This window comes from Microbulbifer maximicatervae (SeqCode) (assembly GCF_052468095.1).
The window spans coordinates 4081257-4105926 of the sequence record NZ_CP174332.1 but is presented as its reverse complement, the minus strand read 5'-3'; the positions used below and the strand labels follow the sequence as shown (position 1 = coordinate 4105926).

General features: G+C 52.4%; 23 protein-coding genes. 17 read left to right on the top strand and 6 right to left on the bottom strand.

Translation table 11 applies throughout. From position 1 onward, the window contains the following. Window positions 1-76: 76 nt before the first annotated feature. A complete protein-coding gene (locus ACJJIL_RS18115; RefSeq protein WP_445360428.1) occupies window positions 77-1129 on the bottom strand; it encodes a FecR family protein in 1053 nt (350 codons plus the stop codon). A gap of 339 nt (window positions 1130-1468) precedes the next feature. Continuing rightward, the gene (locus ACJJIL_RS18110) at window positions 1469-1996 is read right to left on the bottom strand and encodes an RNA polymerase sigma factor (protein WP_413664471.1); all 528 of its coding nucleotides are present in this window, start codon (window positions 1994-1996) and stop codon (window positions 1469-1471) included. 235 nt (window positions 1997-2231) lie between these two features. Here ACJJIL_RS18110 and dnaX point away from each other — a divergent pair, with 235 nt between their 5' ends. From dnaX to ACJJIL_RS18060, 10 genes are all read left to right on the top strand, one after another. Continuing rightward, on the top strand, window positions 2232-4208 hold the full coding sequence (dnaX, locus tag ACJJIL_RS18105; protein WP_445360427.1) for a DNA polymerase III subunit gamma/tau: 1977 nt from the start codon (window positions 2232-2234) through the stop codon (window positions 4206-4208). Window positions 4209-4263: 55 nt separating this feature from the next. After that, window positions 4264-4608: a YbaB/EbfC family nucleoid-associated protein gene (locus ACJJIL_RS18100; RefSeq protein ID WP_445360426.1), complete on the top strand. Its 345-nt coding sequence runs from the start codon at window positions 4264-4266 to the stop codon at window positions 4606-4608. 30 nt (window positions 4609-4638) lie between these two features. Continuing rightward, window positions 4639-5244: a recombination mediator RecR gene (gene recR / locus ACJJIL_RS18095; RefSeq protein WP_445360425.1), complete on the top strand. Its 606-nt coding sequence runs from the start codon at window positions 4639-4641 to the stop codon at window positions 5242-5244. 9 nt (window positions 5245-5253) lie between these two features. Continuing rightward, a complete protein-coding gene (rnd, locus tag ACJJIL_RS18090; protein WP_445360424.1) occupies window positions 5254-6384 on the top strand; it encodes a ribonuclease D in 1131 nt (376 codons plus the stop codon). Further along, complete coding sequence (locus tag ACJJIL_RS18085; RefSeq protein ID WP_444892840.1) at window positions 6381-6668, top strand: YcgL domain-containing protein; 288 nt, start codon at window positions 6381-6383, stop codon at window positions 6666-6668. Before rnd ends, ACJJIL_RS18085 begins: the two co-directional genes overlap by 4 nt. A 10-nt stretch (window positions 6669-6678) precedes the next feature. Further along, on the top strand, window positions 6679-7128 hold the full coding sequence (locus ACJJIL_RS18080; RefSeq protein WP_444892841.1) for a YcgN family cysteine cluster protein: 450 nt from the start codon (window positions 6679-6681) through the stop codon (window positions 7126-7128). A gap of 196 nt (window positions 7129-7324) precedes the next feature. Then, window positions 7325-7705 carry a hypothetical protein gene (locus ACJJIL_RS18075; protein ID WP_282934168.1) on the top strand — a complete coding sequence of 127 codons (381 nt, stop codon included), beginning with the start codon at window positions 7325-7327 and terminating at the stop codon, window positions 7703-7705. Window positions 7706-8120: 415 nt separating this feature from the next. Then, complete coding sequence (locus ACJJIL_RS18070) at window positions 8121-8801, top strand: YEATS-associated helix-containing protein (RefSeq protein WP_108731891.1); 681 nt, start codon at window positions 8121-8123, stop codon at window positions 8799-8801. 172 nt (window positions 8802-8973) lie between these two features. Then, on the top strand, window positions 8974-9819 hold the full coding sequence (locus tag ACJJIL_RS18065; RefSeq protein ID WP_445360423.1) for an AAA family ATPase: 846 nt from the start codon (window positions 8974-8976) through the stop codon (window positions 9817-9819). Window positions 9820-9919: 100 nt separating this feature from the next. After that, window positions 9920-11101 (top strand): vWA domain-containing protein, encoded by a 1182-nt coding sequence (locus tag ACJJIL_RS18060; RefSeq protein WP_108731893.1) that lies wholly within the window; start codon window positions 9920-9922, stop codon window positions 11099-11101. Window positions 11102-11143: 42 nt separating this feature from the next. Here ACJJIL_RS18060 and ACJJIL_RS18055 read toward each other — a convergent pair whose 3' ends face one another. Both ACJJIL_RS18055 and ACJJIL_RS18050 read right to left on the bottom strand, forming a co-directional pair. After that, the gene (locus tag ACJJIL_RS18055) at window positions 11144-12361 is read right to left on the bottom strand and encodes an amidase family protein (protein WP_445362013.1); all 1218 of its coding nucleotides are present in this window, start codon (window positions 12359-12361) and stop codon (window positions 11144-11146) included. A gap of 12 nt (window positions 12362-12373) precedes the next feature. Beyond that, on the bottom strand, window positions 12374-13867 hold the full coding sequence (locus ACJJIL_RS18050) for a peptide MFS transporter (protein ID WP_413664480.1): 1494 nt from the start codon (window positions 13865-13867) through the stop codon (window positions 12374-12376). Between the two features lie 166 nt (window positions 13868-14033). Between ACJJIL_RS18050 and hrpA the strand changes: the two genes are divergently transcribed. The 7 genes from hrpA (at window position 14034) to ACJJIL_RS18015 (ending at window position 23158) form a co-directional block, all read left to right on the top strand. Next, complete coding sequence (gene hrpA / locus ACJJIL_RS18045) at window positions 14034-17948, top strand: ATP-dependent RNA helicase HrpA (protein WP_445360422.1); 3915 nt, start codon at window positions 14034-14036, stop codon at window positions 17946-17948. Between the two features lie 239 nt (window positions 17949-18187). Further along, window positions 18188-18487 carry an HvfA family oxazolone/thioamide-modified RiPP metallophore gene (locus ACJJIL_RS18040; protein ID WP_108731896.1) on the top strand — a complete coding sequence of 100 codons (300 nt, stop codon included), beginning with the start codon at window positions 18188-18190 and terminating at the stop codon, window positions 18485-18487. A gap of 85 nt (window positions 18488-18572) precedes the next feature. Beyond that, the gene (locus tag ACJJIL_RS18035) at window positions 18573-19421 is read left to right on the top strand and encodes an HvfB family MNIO-type RiPP peptide maturase (RefSeq protein WP_445360421.1); all 849 of its coding nucleotides are present in this window, start codon (window positions 18573-18575) and stop codon (window positions 19419-19421) included. Beyond that, complete coding sequence (locus ACJJIL_RS18030; RefSeq protein ID WP_445360420.1) at window positions 19402-20172, top strand: HvfC family RiPP maturation protein; 771 nt, start codon at window positions 19402-19404, stop codon at window positions 20170-20172. The genes ACJJIL_RS18035 and ACJJIL_RS18030 overlap by 20 nt, the downstream gene beginning before the upstream one ends. A 127-nt stretch (window positions 20173-20299) precedes the next feature. After that, window positions 20300-21202, top strand: a complete 903-nt coding sequence (locus tag ACJJIL_RS18025) for an MlaA family lipoprotein (protein WP_413664483.1) — start codon at window positions 20300-20302, stop codon at window positions 21200-21202. Window positions 21203-21240: 38 nt separating this feature from the next. After that, window positions 21241-22419 carry a PP2C family protein-serine/threonine phosphatase gene (locus tag ACJJIL_RS18020; RefSeq protein WP_413664484.1) on the top strand — a complete coding sequence of 393 codons (1179 nt, stop codon included), beginning with the start codon at window positions 21241-21243 and terminating at the stop codon, window positions 22417-22419. Between the two features lie 220 nt (window positions 22420-22639). Beyond that, on the top strand, window positions 22640-23158 hold the full coding sequence (locus ACJJIL_RS18015) for an STAS domain-containing protein (RefSeq protein ID WP_282934161.1): 519 nt from the start codon (window positions 22640-22642) through the stop codon (window positions 23156-23158). 43 nt (window positions 23159-23201) lie between these two features. Here the strand turns inward: ACJJIL_RS18015 and ACJJIL_RS18010 are convergent, their stop codons facing one another. Together ACJJIL_RS18010 and tal are read right to left on the bottom strand one after the other, a co-directional pair. Next, window positions 23202-23660 (bottom strand): tellurite resistance TerB family protein, encoded by a 459-nt coding sequence (locus ACJJIL_RS18010; RefSeq protein ID WP_282934160.1) that lies wholly within the window; start codon window positions 23658-23660, stop codon window positions 23202-23204. Then, the gene (tal, locus tag ACJJIL_RS18005) at window positions 23641-24636 is read right to left on the bottom strand and encodes a transaldolase (protein ID WP_444912162.1); all 996 of its coding nucleotides are present in this window, start codon (window positions 24634-24636) and stop codon (window positions 23641-23643) included. Before tal ends, ACJJIL_RS18010 begins: the two co-directional genes overlap by 20 nt. Window positions 24637-24670 lie beyond the last annotated feature (34 nt).

The window sequence follows — 24670 nt, the reverse complement described above, 5'->3', positions numbered from 1 at the left end:
CTGATAGTTCTTCTTAGATTCTGGGCGGGCTTATTTTGCTTGCCTAATATATAACCGCCGTGATGACGGTTATAACCTAGTTATGTGCGGGAGACAAGATAGTCAGGTTGGAGTCGCTGTGGTCTTCGTGCAAATCGAGCGCAGTAGCGATAGCTTTCAAGGTGCTGTCTGGATCGGAGATCTCGAAGGTTCCTGTAACTAATTTGCCCTCTACTTGGGGAGAGGCGGCAACTGGAACCGCTAAATAGCGATTTAACTCGGTTAAAGCATCCTTAAGTGGGGTTTTTTCAAAGACTAGTAGTCCTTTTGTCCAGTCGGTAGCTTCTTCCGGTGATGTTTGGCCAATTGGGCTGAGACCTCTTTCAGAAACGCTGACTTTCTCGTTCTTGACCAGTTGTACTGATTCGGGTTCCAGGCCGGGGGCGCTATCGGTCTCACTAACTGAGACTGTGCCTTCGGTTACGGATACTCTTGTGTTCTCTGGGTTGAGTTCAACGTTAAATTCAGTCCCCAATACGCGGATGTTGGCGCTGCCGGCGGTAACAGTAAAGGGACGAGAAGTTTGTCTTGCCACTTCGAAGAAGGCTTCACCGCGAACTAACTCCGTGCGACGCTCATTGCGGTTATAGATTACCCGCAGTTCACTATTTGAGTTCAGTTTTACTTCTGAGCCGTCGGACAGATTTATAGTTTGTATTTGTCCGCGTTCGGTCGCATATATTTGAGCTTTGAGTTCGCCGCCCATACCCTGATATCCAACCCATAAGGCAACTATTGCTCCACAGGTTGCTAGCCCTCCGCCCATAAGCCACTGCGGCAATGTCCATTGCTTTGAGCTTTGTTGCCCCTCTGCATTTTCGGTGGATGCGGAGCATACGGCAGCATTATTTTGCGGAGAGGGAATGCTTTCTGGGAACAATGTATCTACCGGTAGGTGAGATAAGGCACCCAGGTCTCCCCAGAGTTCAGTGATTTCGGCAAAAGCTAACTGGTTCTCGTCTTGGGAAATCCATTTCTTGAACTGGTGGCGGTCGCTAGATGTAATCGAGTCAGAGCGCAAACGAGCAACCCAAGCGCAAGCCTGGTCAAGGCTTTCTTCACTTATTGCTTGCTTAGGGTTAGTCATCATGGCTGCTCTAGCACCTTGGATTTGCGAAAATTAACTTAGTACTTTGATACTAAAGGCGGCATATTACTCAAAGTCTCTCAATTTGTGCGACCTTTACTGCACGGACCTCTGAGTAAAAAAATAATTCCAACGTGTTTTTACTGTATTACAGTAAAAAGTTCTGTTGTATGTAGAGTATTTAGGTTTACTCAATACGGCCCTTCGAAGCTGAGACGACTGAACAGCTTCCCCCCTCAAATAATTTTGTAGAGTTGTTGCTAAGGTATGAATACCGGTGGTTCATCTTCTTTTATCGTTATTTTAAGGATGTATGTCACAAGTGGCGCAACTGACTGAAGGTCACCTTTCAGGAGTTACCTTCTTACGACACGCTTTCAAAGCCTGCAAAATATACTTTTCCACACTACTCACGGAGATATTCATCTCCTTAGCTATCTCGCTATAGGAGAGGCCCCGGGTCCTATGTAATAGAAAGGCCTGGCGGCACTTTAGGGGTAGCTTGTCCATGGTTTCGTAGATGGACTGTAGTTGCTGGCGGGCTGCCAGCAACCTTTCTGGTGACTGATGGTCCGCATGGTCGTCGGTGTAGGGCTCACCCTCCATGGGGATCTGCTGGCTCACATACTCTACATGAAGCTTGCCCCGACGCAGCTGGTCCACAGCAAGGTTATTGGCAATCTGGTAGAGGTAGGCCCGTGGATTCTCAAGTTCCTTCTCATCGCTGAGTTTTTGCAGGCGTAGATAGGCGTGTTGGGCGATATCCTCGGCATCGTCAGGGCTTTTTACAATGCGAGAGACAAAGCGTACCAAGGCCTGTCCGTGCTCGGTAAACAGCCTTTCAAGAAGCGTCTTCCTGGCCTTATTCATTACTGATCGTGATCCCCGTACCCTGCTCGCTGTAGTTATGGACTGATTGTTCTTAGTGCGAGCTGGCGCACAGTTATATCACAAGCATTGGTTTCGCTACGAGAGGTACGATAGAACTTGACTGGTCACACTCTTCGATTCTCTATGCCTGGCGATGGATGCCGGTATAATGGCGGCCGCGCCACAGGCGCAGACAATAAGACCTTGCAGAGGTGTGTCGAGCACCGGAGATTGAATGAGTTATCAAGTACTGGCACGGAAGTGGCGGCCGAAGCTGTTTCGCGAGATGGTGGGACAGGAGCATGTTCTCCAGGCGTTGATCAACGCCCTGGATAATGGTCGCTTGCATCACGCCTACCTCTTTGCCGGTACCCGTGGTGTGGGTAAAACCACGATTGCACGAATCCTGGCCAAGTGTCTGAATTGTGAAGAGGGAGTCAGTTCTGAACCCTGTGGCCAGTGCCACACTTGCAATGAGATTGCTGATGGCCGTTTTGTCGACTTGATCGAAGTGGATGCAGCCTCGCGTACCAAGGTCGAAGATACTCGTGAACTGCTTGAGAACGTGCAGTACGCACCGACCCGGGGTCGCTTCAAGGTTTACCTGATCGACGAAGTCCACATGTTGTCGAACAGCTCGTTTAACGCGCTGTTAAAAACCCTCGAAGAACCGCCTCCCCATGTGAAGTTTCTACTGGCAACGACCGATCCGCAGAAGTTGCCGGTGACTGTGTTATCCCGCTGTCTCCAGTTCAAGCTGAAAAACATGAGCCCCGAGCGGGTTGTGGGGCATCTGAAGTTTGTTTTGGAACAGGAACAGGTTCCGTTTGAAGAAGGGGCCCTGTGGCATCTCGGTCGCGCCGCAGATGGCAGTATGCGAGATGGGATGAGTCTTACTGACCAGGCCATCGCATTTGGTGGGGGGCAAATTACTGAGGCAGAAGTGCGCGGTATGCTGGGCAGTATCGATACCGGTTTGGTGTGGAAGCTGCTGCAAGCCTTGTCTGAAGAGGACGCACAGGCTTTATTTGCCACAGTTGCTGAGTTGTCTCAGCAGGCCCCTGATTACAGTGCAGCGCTGGCAGAACTTGCCGATAACCTGCACCGTATCGCAGTGGCTCAGGTGTTGCCTCAATCTATCGATAACTCTCTGGGTGATGGTGAGCGACTGAGAAATTTAGCTGGGCGTATCGCCCCGGAAAATGTGCAGCTGTATTACCAGATGGCTCTGCTGGCCCGACGTGACCTGCCCTTGGCCCCGGATCAGCGCAGTGGCTTTGAAATGGCTCTACTGCGGATGTTGGCTTTCCGCCCCCAGGGTGTTGCGGATATTCCCCGTTCGCCACTGCCATCGGCTTCCGAACCCGTTTCGCCAGCACCGGCTCCAGAAGCGCTACAGCCACAGGCTCCTGTTGCGTCAGAAGTATCGGAGGTCAGTCCGGCAAAAAAGCCTGAAGCGGCACAGCCGCAGGCTGTTACAGCGGTTGATCTAACTCCCTCGCAGGCAGTGGAAGGCCTGCAGCCGTTTAAACATCAGACAGAGCAGCGAGAGACAGAGTCGACAGCTCCAACTGAAATGATCAGTGAGCCAGCGACGGAGATTCAGCCGGAGCAAATTACAAGCCCGCCCCCTGTCCAGGGAGTGGCAGAAGAGCGTCCCCAGCGTAAAGATGTCCTGGCCGAGCTGCGCCAGCGAGTTGCGGAAGTGGAGTCGGCGCCGGCACCACAGCAACCAGTACCACAAAATACGGTGAATACCTCGCGAGAGGCTCCGGCAGAAAGCCGGGGTCAGGAAGTGCCAAAAGGGCGTTTGGAAGCATTAACGCCTGGCAGTTGGCCGGTAATGTATGGACAGCTGGGTATTACCGGTATTTTGCACTCTATTGCCCAGCACTTGGAGATGGTGGGCAGGCAGGACAATATACTCTCGTTCACCCTGGATGAATCCTACAGCAGCCTCTACGACGAAGTTCACCAGCGGCGCCTTGGGGACTCTCTGGCTGACTTCTTCCAGCAGCCTGTGGTGGCGCAGATCCAAGTAGGGCAGGTACATGGGAGTACCCCCGCCCGATTAGTCGCAGCTACTCGCCAAGCGCGGCTAGAAGCTGCCCAGGATGCACTGGTCGCTGACCCACTGGTTCAAGAATTACAGACAGAATTGAGTGCGGAACTGGTGCCGGGCTCCGTAGAATCACTAGTAGTAGAAGATTAATGACAATTAGGGCCCGGTTTATTCCGGGGCCACATGCACAAGATAGAGGTTACCTATGAAAGGTTTGGGCGATTTGATGCAGCAGGCCCAGAAGATGCAGGCTGACATGCAGGAAAAAGTGCAGAAGATGCAGCAGGAGCTGACTGAACTGCGCATTTGCGGTGAGTCTGGGGCGGGTATGGTCAAGGTGATGATGAATGGTCGCCACGATGTGGTATCTGTGGAAATTGATCCCTCCCTGATGACCGAAGAAAAGGAAATGCTGGAAGACCTGCTGGCCGCTGCGGTCAACGACGCTGTGCGCCGTGTAGAGGAAAAAACACAGGAACTGCAAAAGCAGGGAATGGGAGACCTGACTTCAGGTATCAATTTGCCTGAAGGCTTTAAGTTCCCCTTTTAAGAAGTGGCCATCCACTGGTTTTGAGTTTGTATGTTTAGTCCCCTGATTGAAGAGCTGATCCGCGCGCTCCGCTGTCTGCCCAGTGTAGGCCCCAAGTCCGCGCAGCGCATGGCGATGTACCTGTTGGAGAAAGACCGGGAAGCTGCCTCCCTGCTGGCCCAGAGTTTGGCGCGAGCGGTGGAACAAGTGGGGCGCTGTGGGCAGTGTCGCACCCTGACAGAGGAGCCCGTTTGCTCATTGTGTTGCAATAGCCGGCGCGAGCAGGACTCACTTTGCGTGGTTGAGACGCCCGCTGATGTTCTGGCTATTGAGCAGGCCGGTAATTACCACGGTCGCTACTTTGTCCTGCATGGGCATCTCTCGCCCATTGATGGCATTGGCCCGGGGGAGCTGGGGATCGACTTGCTGGAGCAGAGACTCGCTACTGAGCAGTTGCGCGAACTTATTGTCGCCACTAACCCTACGGTAGAAGGTGAAGCTACCGCGCAATACATCGCGGAGAGAGCTCGTGCCCAGGGGGTGACGGTGAGCCGGATTGCCCACGGTGTGCCCATCGGCGGAGAATTGGAATATATCGATGGCGGCACTCTCGCCCACGCCTTTAATAGTCGAACCGCATTTTTTTCCGGCAGTTGAGTGATATCGATGACAGAAATAGATACCACTCCACGCTGGGTTGACAGTTACGAGCAGCTGGTAGAGTTGTGTGCAGAATGGCGCAAGCAGAGTGCGGTAGCCCTGGATACCGAGTTCATGCGCAGTCGTACTTTTTATCCCCAGCCGGCCCTGGCCCAGGTAGGTGATGGAAAACACTGCTACCTGATCGACAATTTGGCGATTGAGGAGTTACAGCCGCTTCGCGACCTCTTGCTCGATACCGCTGTCACTAAAATCATGCACAGTTGTAGCGAGGACCTGGAAACCCTGGAGCGCTTGCTAGGCGTGATTCCCGAGCCCATTTTTGATACCCAAATTGCCGCTGCAATCTGTGGTATGGGAGCAGGCTTGGGTTATGCGGCGACAGTTAACCAGCTACTGCATATAGAGTTGCCCAAGAGTGAAACCCGCTCGGACTGGCTGCAGAGACCTCTCAGCGATGCACAGAAAACCTATGCCGCCCTCGATGTTGCTTGGTTGCCGGTACTCTACGGCGTACTGGTAAAGGACCTCAATGGGAAGGGGCGCCTGGAGTGGTTGCAGGAAGACTGTGCATCATTGGTGGTCACGGCTCGAAACCCGAACCCGCCTGAGATTTACTACCAAAAAGTGAAAGGTGCCTGGCGCCTGCGCAGTAAACAACTGGCAGTGCTACAGGATGTGTGTGCCTGGCGCGAAAAGCAGGCCAGGGCGCTGAATATGCCGCGCAATCACTTGTTGAAAGAGAATATCTGTCTCGGCCTGGCCCAACAGTTGCCTCGACATAGAGGTGCCTTGAGCCAACTGGGTATGGAAGGGCGGGCTTTGCGTGAGCACGGAGAGGCCCTGTTAAAAATCGTTGCCCAAGCCTGCGAGAGAAGCGATCCTCCTGCGCGAATGCAGCAGCCTCTCAACCGGCAGCAGGGAGAGATCCTCAAGCAACTGCGGCTTGAGATGGTGTCTATTGCCGAGCGGGCCGGGTTGCCTGCCGAAATATTAATTCGCAAAAAAGAGCTGGAAGCCTTGGTCCAGGCCCGTCGACCCGAGTTAGAGGGGCGGCTCAGAGGGTGGCGGGCCGATGTGATTGGCCATCCTTTGCTCGAAGCTCTGAAACAATTGCGTAAAGAGGAATTGAAGTGAAAGTTTTATGCGATATTTATCGCAGTCCAAATAAAGACGAAATGTATCTGTACGTGGATAAGCGCGAGGGCACTGCGAGGGTTCCCAAAAATCTACTGGAGCTTTTCGGCAAGCCGCAGCACGTCACTACGATGTTGGTGACGCCGGACAAAAAACTGGCCCGTGCAGAGGCGGACAAGTTGCTCAAAGAGGTGCGCACTCGCGGCTATTACTTACAGATGCCGCCAATAGCCGATTCCGAAATGAGTGAAATCGCGCTGAAGAACAGCAAGTTGCAACGCTGAGTCGAGCTAAATGGCACAGGAGCCTTTTTGGCGGCGGAAAACGCTGGAGCAAATGAGTCGATCCGAGTGGGAGCAGCTTTGTGACGGTTGTGGTCGCTGCTGTCTGCACAGCTTGGAGGATGAGGATACGGGTGAGGTCTACCTCACTAATGTGGCCTGCCGCCTGTTGGATACCCATTCCTGCCAGTGCAGTGAGTACAGCCAGCGCAAAGCCCATGTTCCCGGATGTATTCAGTTGCGTATAGAGGATATTGCCGAATTCGATTGGTTGCCGCTCACCTGCGCATACCGCAGTCTTGCGGAAGGGCGCCCTCTTGCGGACTGGCACCCACTGGTGTCGGGGGACCCGGAATCCGTACATCGGGCGGGGATATCGGTGCGTGGGCGCGTTGTCAGTGAAGAGTCGGTTCATTCAGACGATATGGAGGATCATATTGTCTCTTGGGTTGAACAAGGTTGATCGCAAACGGGAACTGCGACCTGTGAACGCCTTTGAATATTGCGCATAATTAAATCATTCTTCGGATCGATTTATGGTTGGCAGTGCTTGTCTGCGAAGCGGCGTAAATATGCCGGTTCCGAGCGAGTGACGATGTAAAGGACCCTGGCATATTTGCCCGATATTAAATCGGTGTGCCAGAAAGTAGAGTGAGAGAATGACAGAAGATTTCCAATTTGCCTGGATGGTATACGCCGCTTCAACACTGGTTATGCTGTTGGCGGGCTGGTGGTTTATGCGCAATTGGCGATGGAGTTGGGTGCGCCAGACTCTACTCTTAGTGGCTGCGGCAGTGTTGTTGGCACCGGCAAAGACCTCTGTAGCGGAGTCAGTTGCTGTGCCGGTGTTGCCGCTATTTGTTTATCAAACGCTGTTTGAAGAAAATGGAGCGGCTCCAGAGGTCACTACCAATTTGATATTCGCTTCGGGTGGAGCCCTGGCGATCATGGTTGTTTGGGGGATTGTCAGCTTGCTGATGAGATTTCGCCGGGACAGGCGTCGTCGCTTTGATGAAGATCCCTACTTTAACGAACAATAACCCAAGATATGGCTGTCATGCCTGAGGGCAGGGTAGCCATTCCCCCAGTATTTTTTGTTGTACTTTTATTCACTTGCGCAGCCATCGTCCCTCCTCGACGCCTATATCCAGGCCTTCACTCGGTTGCTCGTATCAAAGGCGCTAAAACCCTTTAGACCGACAACCCCAGTCAATGACAGCTGCTATATCTATTAAGCTGGTTCCCGCTGTGGCGCAATGCAAAACAATGTAAAAGCCGTGTCACTTTTCTGCCAGGTATCCAGTAACAACAAGAGGCGGCTGTATCCAGCATGTGGGAAATACCTCGCACCTAATATGGGAAGAGGGCAAGGGCAGTCGTGAATAGAGTGAAATATTCAGTTCAATACCCACTTGCCCAGATTGGCAGTGAGAGCCGAATGGCTGAGGAATACTGATGCTCGATCACCTGCTTATATTGACTGCAGTAATGCTGGTTTCGGGCATTTTGGGTGGGCTGGTCAATTACTATCAAATGCTGTTCACCGAAGAAGATCCAGCGGGGCTCGCACGTTGCCTGATTATGGGGCTGTGTGGCGCCTTGATGGTGCCGATATTCCTTAAATTCACCCAGAGTGACTTGTTGATAGAAATCCAGGGTGACCCCTCGCGCTTATTGATTTTTACCGGTTACTGCCTGCTCGCTGCAATTGCGTCCCGTATGTTCGTGTTTAACGCCGCGCGGCGCCAGTTGCGAGACGCCAGTATTGCCCGCGCCCGAGTAGAGAATATGGAGCAGGAACTGCGCACCATGCAGTTGGAAATGATGCCCCTATTGGAGCATGAAATTGAGGGCGACCCCGAGCAGGGGCCGACCATCGATTTCAATCAGATCCGTAAATTGGATGACAATGCCCTACAGGTGCTGCATTTGTTAAATACCGGGGAGTGTGTATTTCGGTCTCTTTCCGGCATGGTGCAGGACAGCGGTATGGAAACCAATTCTATAGCCCGCGCCTTGAATAGCTTGCTGGTGCTGGAGATGGTCGGGAAAATTCATAGTCACTTGGGCATCCGCTGGTATATCACCGGCAAAGGTCGCCAGGTTGTACACCGCCGCAGTACCCAGATGGCCTAGGCTGCTTCGGAAAGCCCACGCGTACTTTCAAGGCTCGCCCTGCGGGACTGGCAAATTCCCCCAGCGCAAGCTGGTCATCCAAATTGAGCGTTACCGCCTCGCCCCCAAACTGTTGTTCAATTATCATTCGCTAAAAGAGATAGTTAGCCTCGACGACAGGATTGGAGCAGTTATGAAGTTTACCGGTACCGAAAGCTATGTAGCGACCGACGACTTGCAGATGGCGGTGAATGCGGCCGTTACCCTGCAGCGCCCACTATTGATCAAGGGTGAGCCCGGCACCGGCAAAACACTGCTCGCCGAGCAGGTAGCAGAGAGCCTCGGACTAAAGCTGATTCAGTGGCATATTAAATCCACCACCAAAGCCCAGCAGGGCCTGTACGAGTACGACGCGGTATCCCGCCTGCGGGACTCCCAACTGGGGGTGGATAAGGTTCACGATATTGGCAACTACATTAAGCGCGGTAAGCTTTGGGAGGCCTTTGCGGCAGAAGAGCGCGTGGTGCTGCTGATCGATGAAATCGATAAAGCGGATATCGAATTCCCCAACGACCTGCTGGTTGAGCTGGATCGTATGGAGTTCTTTGTCTATGAGACTGGCGAAACCATCAAGGCCAAGCAGCGCCCCATCGTAATTATCACTTCCAATAATGAGAAAGAGTTGCCGGACGCCTTTTTACGCCGTTGCTTTTTCCATTACATCAGCTTCCCCGATCGTGACACCATGAGCAAAATTGTCGATGTGCACTACCCAGGGATCAAAGGGCAGCTGGTGGCCGAGGCAATGGATATTTTCTTCCAGCTGCGCGAGGTTCCAGGCCTGAAGAAAAAGCCTTCGACCTCCGAACTGATCGATTGGCTCAAGCTGTTGATGGCTGATGATATTCCCGGGGAGATCCTGAAAAACAGCGATAGCAGCAATGCCATTCCGCCGCTCTACGGTGCCCTGCTGAAAAACGAGCAGGATGTCCATATGCTGGAGCGCCTGGCGTTTATGGCCCGTCGCGATAATCGCTAAACTGTGTTGGTTAATGTCACCGAGGGCTTAGGTTGTCCTCGGTGATTTCGGCCCGGTTTAACCGGGTGTTATTTTTTCCCTGTGCTGACTGCGAATTATTATGCTGATTGGCTTTTTCCAGAATTTACGCCGCTATAAATTACCGGTAACCATCACCGAACTGCTGGCCCTGCTTGAGGCATTACAGCAGCGCCTGGTATTTGCCGACCTTGAGGAATTTTACTTCCTTGCCCGCGTTTGCCTCGTCAAGGACGAGAAGCACTTCGATAAATTTGATCGCGCTTTCGACGCCTATTTTAAGGACCTTGAGACCCTCGACGACATTGTCGAGCAAATGATTCCCGAGGACTGGCTGCGTGCAGAATTTATGAAGCAGCTGACCGAAGAGGAAAAGGCCCAGGTGCAAAGCCTCGGTGGCTTAGAAAAACTACTGGAGGAATTTAAAAAGCGTCTAGAGGAGCAGAAGAAGCGTCACAGCGGTGGTAATCGCTGGATTGGTACTGGCGGCACCAGCCCGTTTGGCAATAGTGGTTATCATCCCGGCGGTATCCGTGTGGGTGGTAAGGGGCGCAATCGCTCGGCGTCAAAGGTTTGGGAGAAGCGCCAGTTTAAAAATCTGGATGACAGTATCAGTCTGGGCACCCGCAATATCCAGGTGGCTCTGCGCAAGTTGCGCAAATTTGCCCGCACCGGTGCCGCAGAGGAACTGGATCTGGATAACACCATATCCTCTACTGCACGCAACGCCGGGTTACTGGATATTCAAATGGTGCCGGAGCGACATAATGCGATTAAGGTGCTGATCTTCTTCGATGTAGGGGGCTCTATGGACCCCTATGTGCGCGTCTGTGAAGAACTGTTCTCCGCCTGTCGTTCCGAGTTCAAGCATCTCGAATATTTTTATTTCCACAATTTTGTTTACGAGCATGTATGGAAAGACAACCAGCGGCGCTATAGCGAAAATACCTCGCTGCTGGAAATACTGCGCACCTATGGCAAGGACTACAAAGTAATTTTTGTCGGCGATGCGTCTATGGCGCCCTACGAAATTACCAGTCGTTTCGGCAGTGTCGAACATATGAATGAAGAGCCCGGTGCGGCCTGGATGGAGCGTGTCACCGATACCTACAGTAACCTGATCTGGTTGAATCCTGTAGGAGAGGAGTATTGGCAATATACTCCCAGTATCGGTATGACCCAGAGACTGGTGGACGGGCATATGTATCCGATGACCCTGGAGGGATTGGATCGAGCCATCGCTTATTTGGTTAAAGGGCGTTAAAAGGCTGATCGCTTTTTCAGGTAGCACCTTAGGTGCTACCTGCTATTCTTGGGGTTTCGTTAGTTGCTCAACTAGAGAGAGAAGCGAAAAATCGCTTTGTGGAGTCATTATCAATGAGAAGCCAGAGGGTTTCTCTATCTCTTTTTTCCCAGTATTAATCCCATTTTCTACGATAAAAAACAACGGTAGATGACATTGGGGGGCGCCCCAAAGCCCTGCAATAGCGGTTAAACCCAATAGTCGCTGGCGATCTTTTTGTACTTTGCAGGATTCACTATCGGTCCCTTTCTTAATTGCGGTTGTGGGGGTGGTTGGTACTAGTAAAACGCTACTGTTGTCCGGTAGTAATGTTTCCATCAACTTGCACCACTGTTGTCGTTTTTCGTTGGCCCAGAATATCTCATCATCGGTAATTGATAGGGCCATAGTAATTCTTGTGGCTATGTCCTCTGAAAATACCGGCCGGTATTTTCGCAACCAGTCTCCGTGAGTATTGGCGATGGCGCGGCCCTGCAAAATTCTGAATACATCCGCCAGTTCGCCCAGTAATTCAATGTCAGACAGGTGTTTAATCTCGCAGATAGAAAATTGATTATTTAATGTAGGAATAAATTCCTGGATTGCTGATTGAATAGGCGTATCTGCCAGTTGACTGATCTCGGGGCAAGTAACCAGGCGGGTTACTTTATTTGCGGATAAATGCTGTGACGGGATTAGAATTTTGCCGACGTCTACAAGTAATGAAGGAGTTTGACTAAACCAACCGACAGTATCAAAGCAGGGTGCTAAACCGATAACACCGTCGGTAGGAATAAGTGAGTGACTGGTTCGAATGCCGAATAAACCACAATAGCTTGCAGGTACCCTCACCGATCCGCCGGTGTCGGTGCCTAAGCCAATATCGGCTGTTCCTGAGGCCACGGCGGCGGCCGATCCCATAGAGGAACCCCCACAAAAATAGCCGGGCAGTTTAGGGTTGTCGGCAGAACCGTAGTGTAAATTACTCCCCTGCATGCTGTAGGCGAGTTCATCAAGGTGAGTAAACCCAGTAAAGGTTGAGCCGGCCTCCAGTAATTTCTGCAAGCTAAGTGCGGTTTTATTGGCAGGAGGGTGAGTATTGAACCACTCGGGGCTGCCTGCCGTATTTTTCTCCCCTTTCAATTGAAAGAGATCTTTGACCGCTAAACGTACGCCTGTTAGCGGTCCGGAATCTGATAACGTTAAAGAGCGAGGTCCGTGCTCGCAAAATACGCCTTTTATGGGTTGGCTCCCTTATTTGTCATTACCGCTAAAATGCTTCGGCGGTACACCGTCGTGATCGGCGGTGATGCTAAGTTCCTCCTTGGTGGTTTCGCCCACCTTTACGTGAACCTCTTCTGCACCGTGCATCCAGTCCACCAGTTTCTCGCGAATAAAATACAGGATAATTCCGGCAATAATTGCGGCCAGGGCTACTCCGCCAAAGGTTGCGAGTGGACCGGATACACCAACGAGTTTACCGATCTCTGCGGCTCCTTTGTTGGCAATACCAATAAAGGCAAACCAAAGCCCCATCATCAGGGATAAATAGCGCAGCGGAGATAATTTAGTTACGACAGAGAGCCCAATTGGCGATAGGCAAAGCTCGCCAATGGTGTGGAAAATATAGGCAAATACCAGCCACCAAATACTCGCTTTAATGGTCTCTGAATCGCCAATTTGCAGGGCGGCACCGCACATGGATAAGAATCCCACGCCGAGAAAAACCAGTCCCAAACTGAATTTGGCCGGTGAGCTGGGTTCCCGGTCTCCCATGCCTACCCAGATACTGGCCATAATCGGCGCGAGGATAATAATAAACAGAGGGTTTACCATCTGCAGCCAACTGGCGGGAATCTCCCACCCCAGCACATTCAGGTCGGTTCGATATTTGGCGAATAAGTTCATTGAGCCGGCAGCCTGCTCAAAGCCGGCCCAAAAAATCACGATAAACACGCCCAAAACCAAAATAACTTTGATGCGGTCTCGCTCCTCTTGAGTCAGCGGGCGGCGCTTATCGACGTCCTCATCTTTCTTGTCTTTCAGTTCCAGGTGCGCAGAAGGTTCTACACCGATTTCTCCCAGGTAGCGCTTGGCTTGGGTCATCTGCAGGATTAGGCCGGCTAACATGCCAAGGCCAGCGACGATAAAGGCCAGCTGGTAATCCACCTTTTCCCCAATCCAGCCCACCAGTAGGTAACCGAGGATAGAGCCCAGGTTGATGCCCATATAAAAAATGGTAAAGGCGGTATCCCGGCGGTGGTCACCTTCCTCGTAAAGGTCCCCGACCATGGTAGAGATATTTGGCTTGAAGAAACCGTTGCCGATAATCAGCAATGCCAACCCGATCCATAGCATATAAATTTGGCTGCCATTTGGCAGCCAACCGTGGGGGAATCCCAGGGCGAACTGCCCCAGCATCATCAAGGTGCCGCCGAACATAATACAGCGGCGCTGGCCCCAGCGATTATCTGCCATCCAACCGCCGATAATGGGGGTTAGGTAGACCAGCATTGCATACCAGCCCAGGTAGCTGAGGGCTTTGGATTGCAATTCGGTATCGGTCAGTTGTTCCCAGCCGAAGACTGCGGCAGTCGCTGTAGAGGTCAGGTAGAAGACAAAAATACCACGCATGCCGTAGTAGCTGAGACGTTCCCACATCTCAGTACCAAACAACAGGAAGAGTCCTTTGGGGTGGCCAAACAGCTGGCCTGCGCTGGCGGGGGGCTTGGGCTTGATCTCTTGCATAGTACTGCTCGCAAGGTATGACCCTGAGGAATTGCACCAGCAGTATAGGCCGTGCCCCTCAGAAGAAGTGCTATTCGCACCAGTATAGATGAGCGCCACAATAAGGTTTGATAGCCCTGCGGTGCTCAGGGGGTATAATCCCGCGTTTGCCATTGCTGTACGAATTATGAGTCACACCGAAGCAGAAAAAGTACTGGGGGCGCTGCAGGCCCGAATCTCCGCGACCATGGGGCGTGACCGCTATGGGTTGCGCAGGACTGTCAAAAATGTGCGCCGGCGCCAGAAAGAGGGCAAGCCGGTTGATCGCATGTTGGCCCAATTGGAGCAGCAGCTCCAAGCGTCTGAGACCCTGGTGGAGGAGCGCCGGCGCAAGTTGCCAGAAGTGCAGTGGCCGGAGTCTTTGCCAGTGGTAGCGCGGCGGGAGGAAATCGCCGAGCAGATCGAGAAAAATCAGGTTGTAGTGATTGCCGGTGAAACCGGTTCTGGTAAAACCACTCAGTTGCCAAAAATTTGCCTGTCACTGGGCCGGGGAATTTACGGCCAGATCGGCCACACCCAGCCGCGCAGGATTGCCGCGCGCACTGTAGCCAATCGAATTGCTGAGGAGCTGGGGCAGCCCCTGGGAGAGTCCGTCGGTTACCAGGTGCGCTTTACCGACCACAGCACCGAGCATACCCACGTCAAACTGATGACAGACGGTATCCTGCTGGCTGAAATTCAGCGCGATCCCCTGTTAAATAAATACGATACGTTGATCATCGATGAGGCCCATGAGCGCAGCCTTAATATTGATTTTCTGTTGGGCTATTTGAAAACCATACTGCCCAAGCGCCCTGACCTGAAACTGATAATTACCTCCGCCACCATCGACCTGGAAAAATTTTCCCGGCATTTTGACGATGCGCCGATTATCGAGGTTTCCGGTCGTACCTACCCAGTGGAAGTTCACTATCGCCCCGCAGCGGATACGGATGCAGATCTCAACGAGCAGGTGGTCACTGCTGTGGAGGAGTTACTGCACGAGGAAAAGTCCAGCAGTCGGCGCGGTGGGGATATCCTGGTATTTATGAGCGGCGAGCGGGAAATCCGCGAGTGCTCCAAGGCTTTGCGCGATGCACAGATAGCGCAATTGGAAGTGCTGCCCTTGTATGCCCGCTTGAGCCTTGCGGAGCAAGCCAAAGTTTTCCACGGCCATAAAGGCCGTCGCATTGTACTCGCTACCAATGTGGCAGAGACCTCTATTACGGTGCCCGGTATCCGCTATGTGATCGACCCGGGTACTGCACGAGTGAGCCGCTACAGCTACCGCAGTAAAATTCAGCGGCTGCCTATAGAGCCGGTTTCCCAGGCCAGCGCCAACCAGCGTGCCGGTCGCTGTGGCCGTGTCAGCGCCGGTGTTTGTGTGCGCTTGTATGAAGAGCGGGATTTTGAGCAGCGCCCGGAATTTACCGATGCGGAAATTCTGCGTACGAATCTGGCAGCAGTCATTCTGCAAATGTTACAGCTGCGTATCGGTGATATCCGCGAGTTTCCATTTGTCGATCCGCCGGACCCACGACTGATTAATGACGGTTATAAATTGCTGCAGGAATTACAGGCGGTAGATGAGCAGGGCCGGGTCACTAAATTGGGGCGATCCCTATCAAGGTTGCCTTTGGACCCGCGCCTGAGCCGCATGTTATTGGCGGGGGCAGAGAATGGCAGTGCGCGGGAGCTCTTGATTATTGTCGCCGCTCTGGCCGTGCAGGACCCGCGCGAGCGCCCGGCAGAAAAACGCCAGGCTGCGGATGAAAAACATCGCCAGTGGCAGCATGAACAATCGGATTTTTTATCCTTCGTTCAGCTGTGGGATGCCTTTGAAGTCCAGCGTCAGGAACTGAGTCAAAATCAGTTGCGCAAGTGGTGCCAGAAAAACTTCCTGTCCTGGCTGCGTATGCGCGAGTGGAGAGATATCCACCACCAGCTGCGTGTGGCCTGTCGCGATCTCGAAGTTAAAGAAAACAAAGAGCCGGCGGAATACGAAGCGATACACCGAGCCATCGTGGTGGGATTGCTGGGCAATATTGGCGCGCGGGATGAAAACAAGGAGTTTAACGGCTGCCGCAATCGTCGTTTCCATATTTTCCCAGGCTCCGGTCAATTTAAAAAACCTCCCCGCTGGGTGGTGTCTGCCCAGTTACTGGAGACCAGCCGCCTGTTCGCCCATACCGTAGCCAAGGTCGAGCCCGAGTGGATATTGGCCGCCGCGCAGCACCTGGTTAAGCGCAATTATTTTGAACCCCATTTTGACGCTCGCTCCGGGCAGGTAATGGCCTTTGAGAAGGTCTCCCTTTACGGTTTGGTGCTGGTGGAAAAACGCCGAATTCCCTACGGCAAACTGGACCCGCAAACTTCTCGGGAAGTGTTTATTCGCCAGGCGCTGGTGGAGCAACGCTATCGCGGTAAGGGCCGATTTTATAAGCACTATCTCGACCTGTTGAAGTCCCTGGAAGAGCTGGAAGCCAAATCCCGTCGCCGGGATATTCTGGTGGATGATGAAGTGGTGTACCGTTTCTTCGATGAGCGTATCCCAGCGGATATCGTCAACCTGGCTGGATTTGAGCACTGGCGCAAGAAAGCGGAATCCAGCGATACACAGCTGCTGTTTATTCCCCGCGACTTATTGATGCAGCAGAGTGCCGATCATGTGGGAGAGGCCCAATTCCCCAATGAGTTGCAGGCGGGCGGTATTGTCTATCCGCTCAGCTATCACTTTGAGCCTGGCAGTGTGGATGATGGCGTCAGCATACAGGTGCCGGTTGCAGCGCTGCACCAGGTGCCGGCAGCTCGCCTCTCCTGGTTAGTGCCGGGCATCTTGCGGGACAAGTGCATCGCTCTGATAAAAGCCCTGCCCAAGCAGTGGCGTAAATATTTTGTGCCAGTGCCGGCTGCGATAGATAAGGCTTTGCCCCGACTGCGTGCAGACAATACCCCATTGTGGCAGTCGTTGGCTCTGGAGCTGAAGCGCCAGACAGCGCAGCAGTTGCCAGATGAGGTATGGGAGTCTGCGGAACAGGCCCTGGAAGATTATTACCGTTTCAATATCCAGGTGATGGATGAAGCCGGCAAATTGCTGGATCAAGATCGGGATTTGGCCCTATTGCAAGCGCGCTACCGGGATCGGGTACAGCAGGGGCTGGCAACAGCTGGCGACAGTTTTGAGCGGGAGGGTATTTCCCGCTGGGACTTCGGTGATCTTCCAGAGACCCATACCCTCAACCAGGGCGGGCTCAAGGTGCGGGCTTACCCCGCGCTGGTTGAAGGAAAAGACAGTGTTTCCCTGAAGCTACTGGATAACCCCAGTGAGGCTCGCAGGCTTACTCGCGCCGGTATTTGCCGTTTGGCTCTGTTGCACTTGCCGGAGAAGGTGAAGTATCTGCGCAAAGAGCTGTTGCGAGGCAAGGAGCTGGGGCTTTCTGCAGCGGATCTGGGGCGCCGTGAGGAGGTAGCTGACGACATCCTGATGGCAGCCGTGCGCGAAGTTTTCTGGCCCAAAGAGGAGTTGCCGCGCACCGAAGCTGAATTCCTGGCCGCTTTGGAAAATGACGGTGACTTGGTGGGGGTGGCCCAGGAGATTGGTGATCTGTTGGTCAAGGCCCTGGCTCAGCTGGTGCCACTGCGCAAACAAATCAAACAGCAGAAAAACCTGGCGGTCGCAATGGCGGTGGGGGATATCCAGCAGCAACTGGCTGGGCTCTTCTACCGAGGCTGCTTGTTTGATACTCCGCTGTCATGGCTGCGCCAGTACGGCCGCTATCTGAAGGCGATCGCAATGCGCTTGGAAAAGGCCGCTCTCGACCCTAACCGTGACCGAAAACTGCAAGTTGAATACCAGAAGGCGGCGGAGCCTTACTTGGCGCAAGTGGAGAAATATTCACCCAGAGAACTCTCTGCAGAGGCAGAATTGCGTGAGTTTCGCTGGATGTTGGAGGAATTTCGTGTTTCCTTATTCGCGCAGACTCTAAAAACCCTGATGCCGGTGTCATCCAAGCGCTTAAGCAAGTCATGGGCAGAAATTGATGGGAAAGGTTTGCTTGGTTGATTTTCTCTATGGAAAAGAGATCACAAAAAAAATTTTGATCAAGTGTAAGAATTTGATGGAGAGCCCGACAGAAGTACTGAAAGCAGGCCTGGAGCCCAGAATGACCCCTTGATACCGGTTATTTTGTGGCGGGTTCTATTCAATGACTGATTTTTGTTTCGCAGCATTATACTTCTGCGGAGTGGAAAAAAGTCTCTTGTACTTTTTATTGCTAAGGACACCTAGTTAGGAGATTCACTATGAACAAGAAGCACCTTTCCCCTGTAGCCGCCGCAGTTGGCGCAGCGTTTATCGCCACTGCCGCTATGAATGTATCTGCTGCCAACAGTAATGCTAACCCCTTTGCCGCAGCAGACCTGAGCTCAGGCTACAACGTGGCGCTGGCTGATCACGACGGTGATGATAAAAAGAAAGAGGGTAAGTGCGGCGAAGGCAAGTGTGGCGAAGGTAAGAAAAAAGAAGGCAAGTGCGGCGAAGGTAAGTGCGGCGAAGGCAAGAAAAAAGAAGGTAAGTGCGGCGAAGGTAAGTGTGGCGGGTAATTTTTCGCTGTACTCAAAGAGGGTGGATACGCTTTAGCGATCCACCCTGTTTTTTATTGATCGCTGAAAAAAGTGAGACCTGAAAGTGTTGCGCGAGTTTTCCATAGAAGGTGCTGGGTTTGGATTGCGCCGGTCAATGATGGGTGAAAACCTTGATACAGATGCCGTAGATTTTCTGGAGGTAGCACCTGAGAATTGGATTGGTGTTGGCGGTCGCTATGGGCGCTGGTTTAAGGAATATACAGAGCGTTTTCCTTTTTTACTTCACGGTTTATCTCTCTCGATTGGTGCACCAGAACCATTGGATATGGACTTGGTTGCAGCCATTAAAAAATTTATCAAGCAACACAATATTCGCGGTTACAGTGAGCACTTGAGTTATTGCTCAGATCACGGCCATCTGTACGATTTATTGCCCATTCCCTTTACGCAAGAAGCGGTGATGTATGTTGCCGAGCGAATCCGTATGGTCCAGGACGCACTGGAAGAACGGATTGCAATGGAGAATGTCTCCTACTATGCGGCGCCGGGCCAGGAGATGACTGAACTGGCTTTTTTAAATGCGGTGCTGGAAGAGGCCGATTGTGATTTGCTTCTGGACGTGAACAATATTTATGTAAACTCGATTAACCACCGCTACGATGCGCTGGACTTTCTATCTGCACTACCTACTGAAAGAATTCGCTACGTACATATTGCCGGGCACTATGATGAGGCAGAGGATTTAAAGGTGGACACCCATGGTGCACCGGTTATTGATCCTGTGTGGGAACTACTCGATCGCGCCTACGATATTCACGGTGTGATGCCGACGCTACTTGAGCGGGATTTTAATATTCCGCCGATTCCCAAATTACTCGAAGAAGTAGGACATATTAAAACCATTCAGGCCAGTCACCAGGTGGAAGAGAGTTATGTCCTCAGTCGTCGATAAGCCCGAGACATTCAAAAGTGTGCAGCGGGACTTTGCTGCCCATTTGCGCGCACCGGATCAAGTTGCGCCGCCGGCAGAAATTGAGGACCGGCGTGTCGCTATTTATCGAGATTTGATTTACAACAATATTGAATCCTTTGTTGCCAGTGGATTCCCGGTATTGCGCAGTCTTTATAGCGACGAAAACTGGCATCAAATGGTACGTGATTTTGTCCACAAACACACATCCGTTAGCCCGTATTTTTTGCAGATCAGTGAAGAGTTTCTCTCATATTTACAGAACGAACGGGGAGAACAACCACAAGATCCTCCGTTCCTGTTGGAGCTTGCCCACTACGAGTGGGTAGAGTTGGCTTTAGATGTCAGTGCTGTGGAATTACCGGAAGGGCTGGCGATAGAGGGGGATGTTTTACAGCAAGTTCCTGTAGTTTCCCCTCTTGTCTGGAGCCTCAGCTACCGCTACCCAGTGCATCGGTTGGGGCCGGATTTTCAGCCCCAAGAGCCGCCGGAGGTACCGACGTTCCTTTTCGTATACCGGGATCGTTCCGACAAAGTGAATTTTATGGAGATCAATGCCGTCACCGCCAGATTGTTGCAGTTGGTCTCTGCGGGCGATTACACCGGCTTACAAATATTGGAACAGATGGCTCAGGAATTACCCAATATTAGTCGTGACTCCTTATTTGATTTTGGTGCCGATTTATTAGAAAAACTACTGAATAAAGGGGTTATTGCCGGTTTAAAGGCTTAGCCTGTGATTGCCTGAAACTCCTTTATCTTTGGCAAATCCCAGCTGCTATGCTGCCGAGGGTAGCTTACGAATTACTAGGGCGTTAGAATCCTTGGTCTCACTAGTTTGATATAAGAGGAGCAGGGTTGTGCTTGGAAGCAAAACTTTATCGCCCTGGTTAATGGCAACTCTGATAGCTGTTACTCCAGTAGGGGCGCTAGCGCAACAAGATCCGTTTGGTGGTGCAGCTCAAAACCCGGCTGCGGTAGATACCAGCGGAGCAGAGGATGCCAGTGCCGATGACGGGGGCCTGTCTCTCGAGGATGAGTACGGCTTTGATCCTGCCGATGAATTTGGTGGTGCCGAGGGCGAAGATTTATCACTTCGCGACCCCTGGGAAGGTTTTAATCGGGCCATATTCTCCTTCAACGATGGTGCAGATCGCTATGTGTTGAAGCCCGCCGCTGTCAGCTATCGCCAAATTACCCCGATTTTCGTGCAGCACGGTGTCAGCAACTTTTTCGACAATCTGCGCGAAGTTACCAATACTTTTAATGATGTTCTGCAGGGTAAATGGGGCCAAGCGGGCAATGACGCGGGTCGTTTCCTGGTGAATTCCACGGTAGGTATTGTCGGTATTCTGGATGTTGCCCAGCACATGGGTCTCGAGCAGGGTGATGGCGAGGACTTTGGCCAGACTTTGGCTGTTTGGGGTGTGCCTTCTGGCCCCTACCTGGTTTTGCCGCTACTGGGGCCATCCACTGTACGGGATACCCCTGCCAGGGTCGTGGATTACTACACCAACCCCTTGACCTATGTAAATGACGACGCGACCAAATATGCATTGAAGGGTACAGATATCATTCAGAGCCGTGCCAGCCTGCTGCAAGCGGAGTCCCTGTTGCATGGTGATCGCTATGTACTCTTGCGGGATGCTTACCTGCAGCGCCGCGACTATTTGATTGTCGATGGTGAAATGGATGTTCAAACCGAAGAAGAGGCCGCAGAGGCAATTGATCAGGGTGAAGTGGAAGAGGCTTCCGACTACTGATTTGTCACCTAGGGCAGATAACTTTTTAGAGCCTTTATATGGCCGGCCCCAGTAGCCTGGTGCTTACCGACGATGAGCGCTCCCGCAATTTTTTGCGAGGGGCGCTTTCGCGTTTTGGCTTCCAGGTAAGTGTTGCCAACAACGGGGAAGATGGCATCGGCCAGTTCAGCCCCGGCGCTTTCCATATCGTATTGATTGATCGCTATTTGCCGGATATGAGTGGGCTGGAGGTGTTGCGGCGGATAAAGCGCATAGCCCCAGAGGTGGCTGCGGTAATTATTGCCTCAGATAGCGCTGCCGATGATGTACTCCAAGCGATGCGCCTTGGAGCCAAAGACTACCTGGTTAAACCCCTGGAAGAAGCAGCGGCTATTGATCGTATGATCTGCCGTATCAGCGGTGAAGAAAACCTGGCGAAGCAGAATCGCGAATATAAAGTGACCTTGGAGCGTCGCAACAGTGAACTGCGGGATCATGTCGAGCTGCTGCGCAGAGACCAGGAAGCTGGCCGTTTACTGCAACAGCATTTACTTCCCCGTACCCCCTATCACTACCCCAGTGGCGTGGAAGCATCCTACCGGCTGGTTCCCTCCCTGTATCTGAGCGGTGATTTTGTTGATTACGGCTTGTTCGGTGAGCGCTTTGTAGCCTTTTACCTGGTCGATGTGTCGGGCCATGGTGTCTCTTCTGCGCTGGTTACTGCCCTGATTAAGCACAGTATTATGCATCGCTTGCGGGAGCGCCCCTTATTTGCCCAGCTGGATTCCCTCAGTGATGACTTGTTGGATGTCCTTAATCTGGTCAATGGCGAGTTGTTATCCACAAAATTGGGCAAGCACGCCAGTATGTTTGTCGGGGTTGTGGATAGTAGTGCCCGGCAGTTGCACTATGCCGTCGCCGGGCAAATACCTATGCCGGCCCTGGTAAGTGAGGCAGGTGCAGACTGGTTGCCGGGAAAAGGGCGCCCCCTGGGTATATTTGAACGGGGTGATTGGCAAGTGATGCGTGCTGAGCTGCCGCCCGCTTGGCGCCTGGTCGCTTGTTCCGACGGTGTACTTGAATTATTACAGGGCGATCTGCTCGATAAAGAGGCCCAGCTTTTGCAGGCTATTTCAGAGAGTGGGGGAGAACTCGACAGGCTCTGTCAGTCTCTAAAAATGGATACTTTTGGTGCCCTTCCGGACGATATTACGATTCTCACTTTAGGCCGCCAGTAATGCCTAAAACTTCTATCGATAGTCTTCGACTATGAAGTCGAATTTTGTGCTTTATCGCACTTGTCAGTCTGCATAGTCAGGAGTAAGCTCCGCCCACTTTATGCACAAAATTGCACTAGGCGCCAAAAACGTCAAATGCTATTGTGTTCTCTACCAGTGAACTTTTGCCATCCGCCTGCACTTCTATCAAAAGGTGTATTCGGGTGAGCCAGGGGTTGTTATGCAGTCCGGGCAAATTATGGTTGGGGCCCACCAGGGCATCTACGTCATCAAGTTAGTAGGTGATGTTCGTCTCAACCTTTGTACCTCATTTGATAGCTTTATCGACAACATGTTTGCACGGGGTGACTTTGCCGGAGTGGCATTTGATCTCGGTGGTGCAGAAGGTGTCGATAGTACGACCCTCGGCCTGATGGCGAAGATTGCTATTCGCGCTTTGGAGCGGGGCTGTGATAAGCCGCTGGTATTCTCTGCGGGTAAAGGTATCCGCCATCTATTGGACGCTATGGGCTTTGATTCGTTGGTTGAAATCAGCGATACGGTCCACGATATGAGCGTACCCACCACGCCTTTGGTATGTAATAGCCCCGACGAGTGTGCTGCGCGGGAAAAGGTGCTGGAAGCTCACCGGGTATTGATGAGCATGAACGAGCAAAACGCCGAGACTTTTCGCGACTTGGTGCATACCCTCGAGCGAGAATGCTCCCCGGTTGCCAAATCTTCGGCGCATTATCACTAGCGCTTATTCTCTCCTAATCACCAGTCCTGGAAATCTCCCTTTCTTAGCAACGCTTCATATCCCTCGCCTCGGCGCGTGCCTTGGTGAAGAGTCCGTGTGGCAGATAAATTAGCTCTGCCACCCTGCGAATCAGGTGCTCCTCGAAAGCCTCGATAACATCATCTGAAAAAGCTACCTGCCACATCTGCAAAATCAGCAGGTATTTATCTCTCTCGCTGAACTGTTCATTCACCGCCTGGGTGAACTCGAACAGGGATGTGGCTCTGTCCCGTTGGCCAATAGCTTCACTGACTATTTCTGTGGCACTAGTCTGGTCGAGAGAGTAGTGCTGGCATAAGAGCTGTGTGAGCGTTTCACGCTCACACTCATCGAGCTTTTGATCGACAGTGGCGACCTCGACTAACAGCGCAGCGCTGATCATCCGCACGTCTTTTTCGTCACGTGCTTCAACATCAACGCTATTTCCTATCTGCTCAAACAGTTTACGGATTTGTTGCAGCATGAATTTCCTGCTGTCCCTTTACTCGGTTCTGTAACAATAGCTCTAAACGTTCCTGATCCTTCACGAAGTTTCGGATGCCATCGGCAAGCTTTTCAGTGGCCATGGCATCGCTATTCAATTGAAAGCGGAATTCGGCTTCAGCCAGATCCTGTGTCGGCCGGGATTTGGTTGCGGATACCGGTGGCAGGCCAGCAGCGAGAGGTGCCTCACTGTCCTCCAGGGCCTGTAATAGCTGAGGGCTGATTGTCAGTCGATCGCAACCAGCCAGGGCCTCGATCTCCCCGGTATTGCGGAAGCTGGCGCCCATCACAATGGTTTTGTAGTCTCGGGACTTGTAGTACTCATAGATATTGCGCACCGAGATTACGCCCGGGTCCTCTTCCGCAGGGAATGACTCGCGGCCGCTGTTGGCGATATGCCAATCGAGGATTCGACCGACGAAGGGGGAGATCAGAGTTACCCCGGCTTCAGCACAGGCAATCGCCTGGGATTGACTGAACAACAAGGTCAGATTGCAGTGGATTCCCTCGCGCTCCAGTACTGATGCGGCAGCAATGCCTTCCCAGGTCGACGCGATCTTGATCAATACCCGCTCTTTGGCAATACCTGCGCGTTCGTAGAGGGCGATCAGGTGGCGTGCGTAATCAATAGTAGCGCGGGTATCAAAGGAGAGACGAGCATCGACCTCGGTGGATACCACCCCGGGCACCAACTGCAAGATTTCCGTGCCGATGCTGACAGCCAGTTTGATGGCGGCCAGGCGTGCAATATTTTCCGCGTTCGAGCCACCCTGGTGGCTTTCGGCCCACTGAAGTGCCTCGGCGATATGGTTGTCGTACTGAGGGAGCTGGGCGGCCTTAAACAGTAGGGAGGGATTGGTTGTTGCATCTTGAGGACAATATCGGCGGATCGCTTCAATGTCTCCGGTATCTGCTACAACCTGGCTGCGCTGTTTGAGTTGCTCCAACTTGTTCATGGTTCCTCCCTTAATTATTCACTGGTCTACATAT

Bases quoted from the DNA above. Each gene is read 5' to 3' on its own strand.
- ACJJIL_RS18115 (WP_445360428.1), bottom strand. From the start codon at position 1,129: ATGATGACTAACCCTAAGCAAGCAATAAGTGAAGAAAGCCTTGACCAG.
- ACJJIL_RS18110 (WP_413664471.1), bottom strand. From the start codon at position 1,996: ATGAATAAGGCCAGGAAGACGCTTCTTGAAAGGCTGTTTACCGAGCAC.
- dnaX (WP_445360427.1), top strand. From the start codon at position 2,232: ATGAGTTATCAAGTACTGGCACGGAAGTGGCGGCCGAAGCTGTTTCGC.
- ACJJIL_RS18100 (WP_445360426.1), top strand. From the start codon at position 4,264: ATGAAAGGTTTGGGCGATTTGATGCAGCAGGCCCAGAAGATGCAGGCT.
- recR (WP_445360425.1), top strand. From the start codon at position 4,639: ATGTTTAGTCCCCTGATTGAAGAGCTGATCCGCGCGCTCCGCTGTCTG.
- rnd (WP_445360424.1), top strand. From the start codon at position 5,254: ATGACAGAAATAGATACCACTCCACGCTGGGTTGACAGTTACGAGCAG.
- ACJJIL_RS18080 (WP_444892841.1), top strand. From the start codon at position 6,679: ATGGCACAGGAGCCTTTTTGGCGGCGGAAAACGCTGGAGCAAATGAGT.
- ACJJIL_RS18075 (WP_282934168.1), top strand. From the start codon at position 7,325: ATGACAGAAGATTTCCAATTTGCCTGGATGGTATACGCCGCTTCAACA.
- ACJJIL_RS18070 (WP_108731891.1), top strand. From the start codon at position 8,121: ATGCTCGATCACCTGCTTATATTGACTGCAGTAATGCTGGTTTCGGGC.
- ACJJIL_RS18065 (WP_445360423.1), top strand. From the start codon at position 8,974: ATGAAGTTTACCGGTACCGAAAGCTATGTAGCGACCGACGACTTGCAG.
- ACJJIL_RS18060 (WP_108731893.1), top strand. From the start codon at position 9,920: ATGCTGATTGGCTTTTTCCAGAATTTACGCCGCTATAAATTACCGGTA.
- ACJJIL_RS18050 (WP_413664480.1), bottom strand. From the start codon at position 13,867: ATGCAAGAGATCAAGCCCAAGCCCCCCGCCAGCGCAGGCCAGCTGTTT.
- hrpA (WP_445360422.1), top strand. From the start codon at position 14,034: ATGAGTCACACCGAAGCAGAAAAAGTACTGGGGGCGCTGCAGGCCCGA.
- ACJJIL_RS18040 (WP_108731896.1), top strand. From the start codon at position 18,188: ATGAACAAGAAGCACCTTTCCCCTGTAGCCGCCGCAGTTGGCGCAGCG.
- ACJJIL_RS18030 (WP_445360420.1), top strand. From the start codon at position 19,402: ATGTCCTCAGTCGTCGATAAGCCCGAGACATTCAAAAGTGTGCAGCGG.
- ACJJIL_RS18020 (WP_413664484.1), top strand. From the start codon at position 21,241: ATGGCCGGCCCCAGTAGCCTGGTGCTTACCGACGATGAGCGCTCCCGC.
- ACJJIL_RS18015 (WP_282934161.1), top strand. From the start codon at position 22,640: ATGCAGTCCGGGCAAATTATGGTTGGGGCCCACCAGGGCATCTACGTC.
- ACJJIL_RS18010 (WP_282934160.1), bottom strand. From the start codon at position 23,660: ATGCTGCAACAAATCCGTAAACTGTTTGAGCAGATAGGAAATAGCGTT.
- tal (WP_444912162.1), bottom strand. From the start codon at position 24,636: ATGAACAAGTTGGAGCAACTCAAACAGCGCAGCCAGGTTGTAGCAGAT.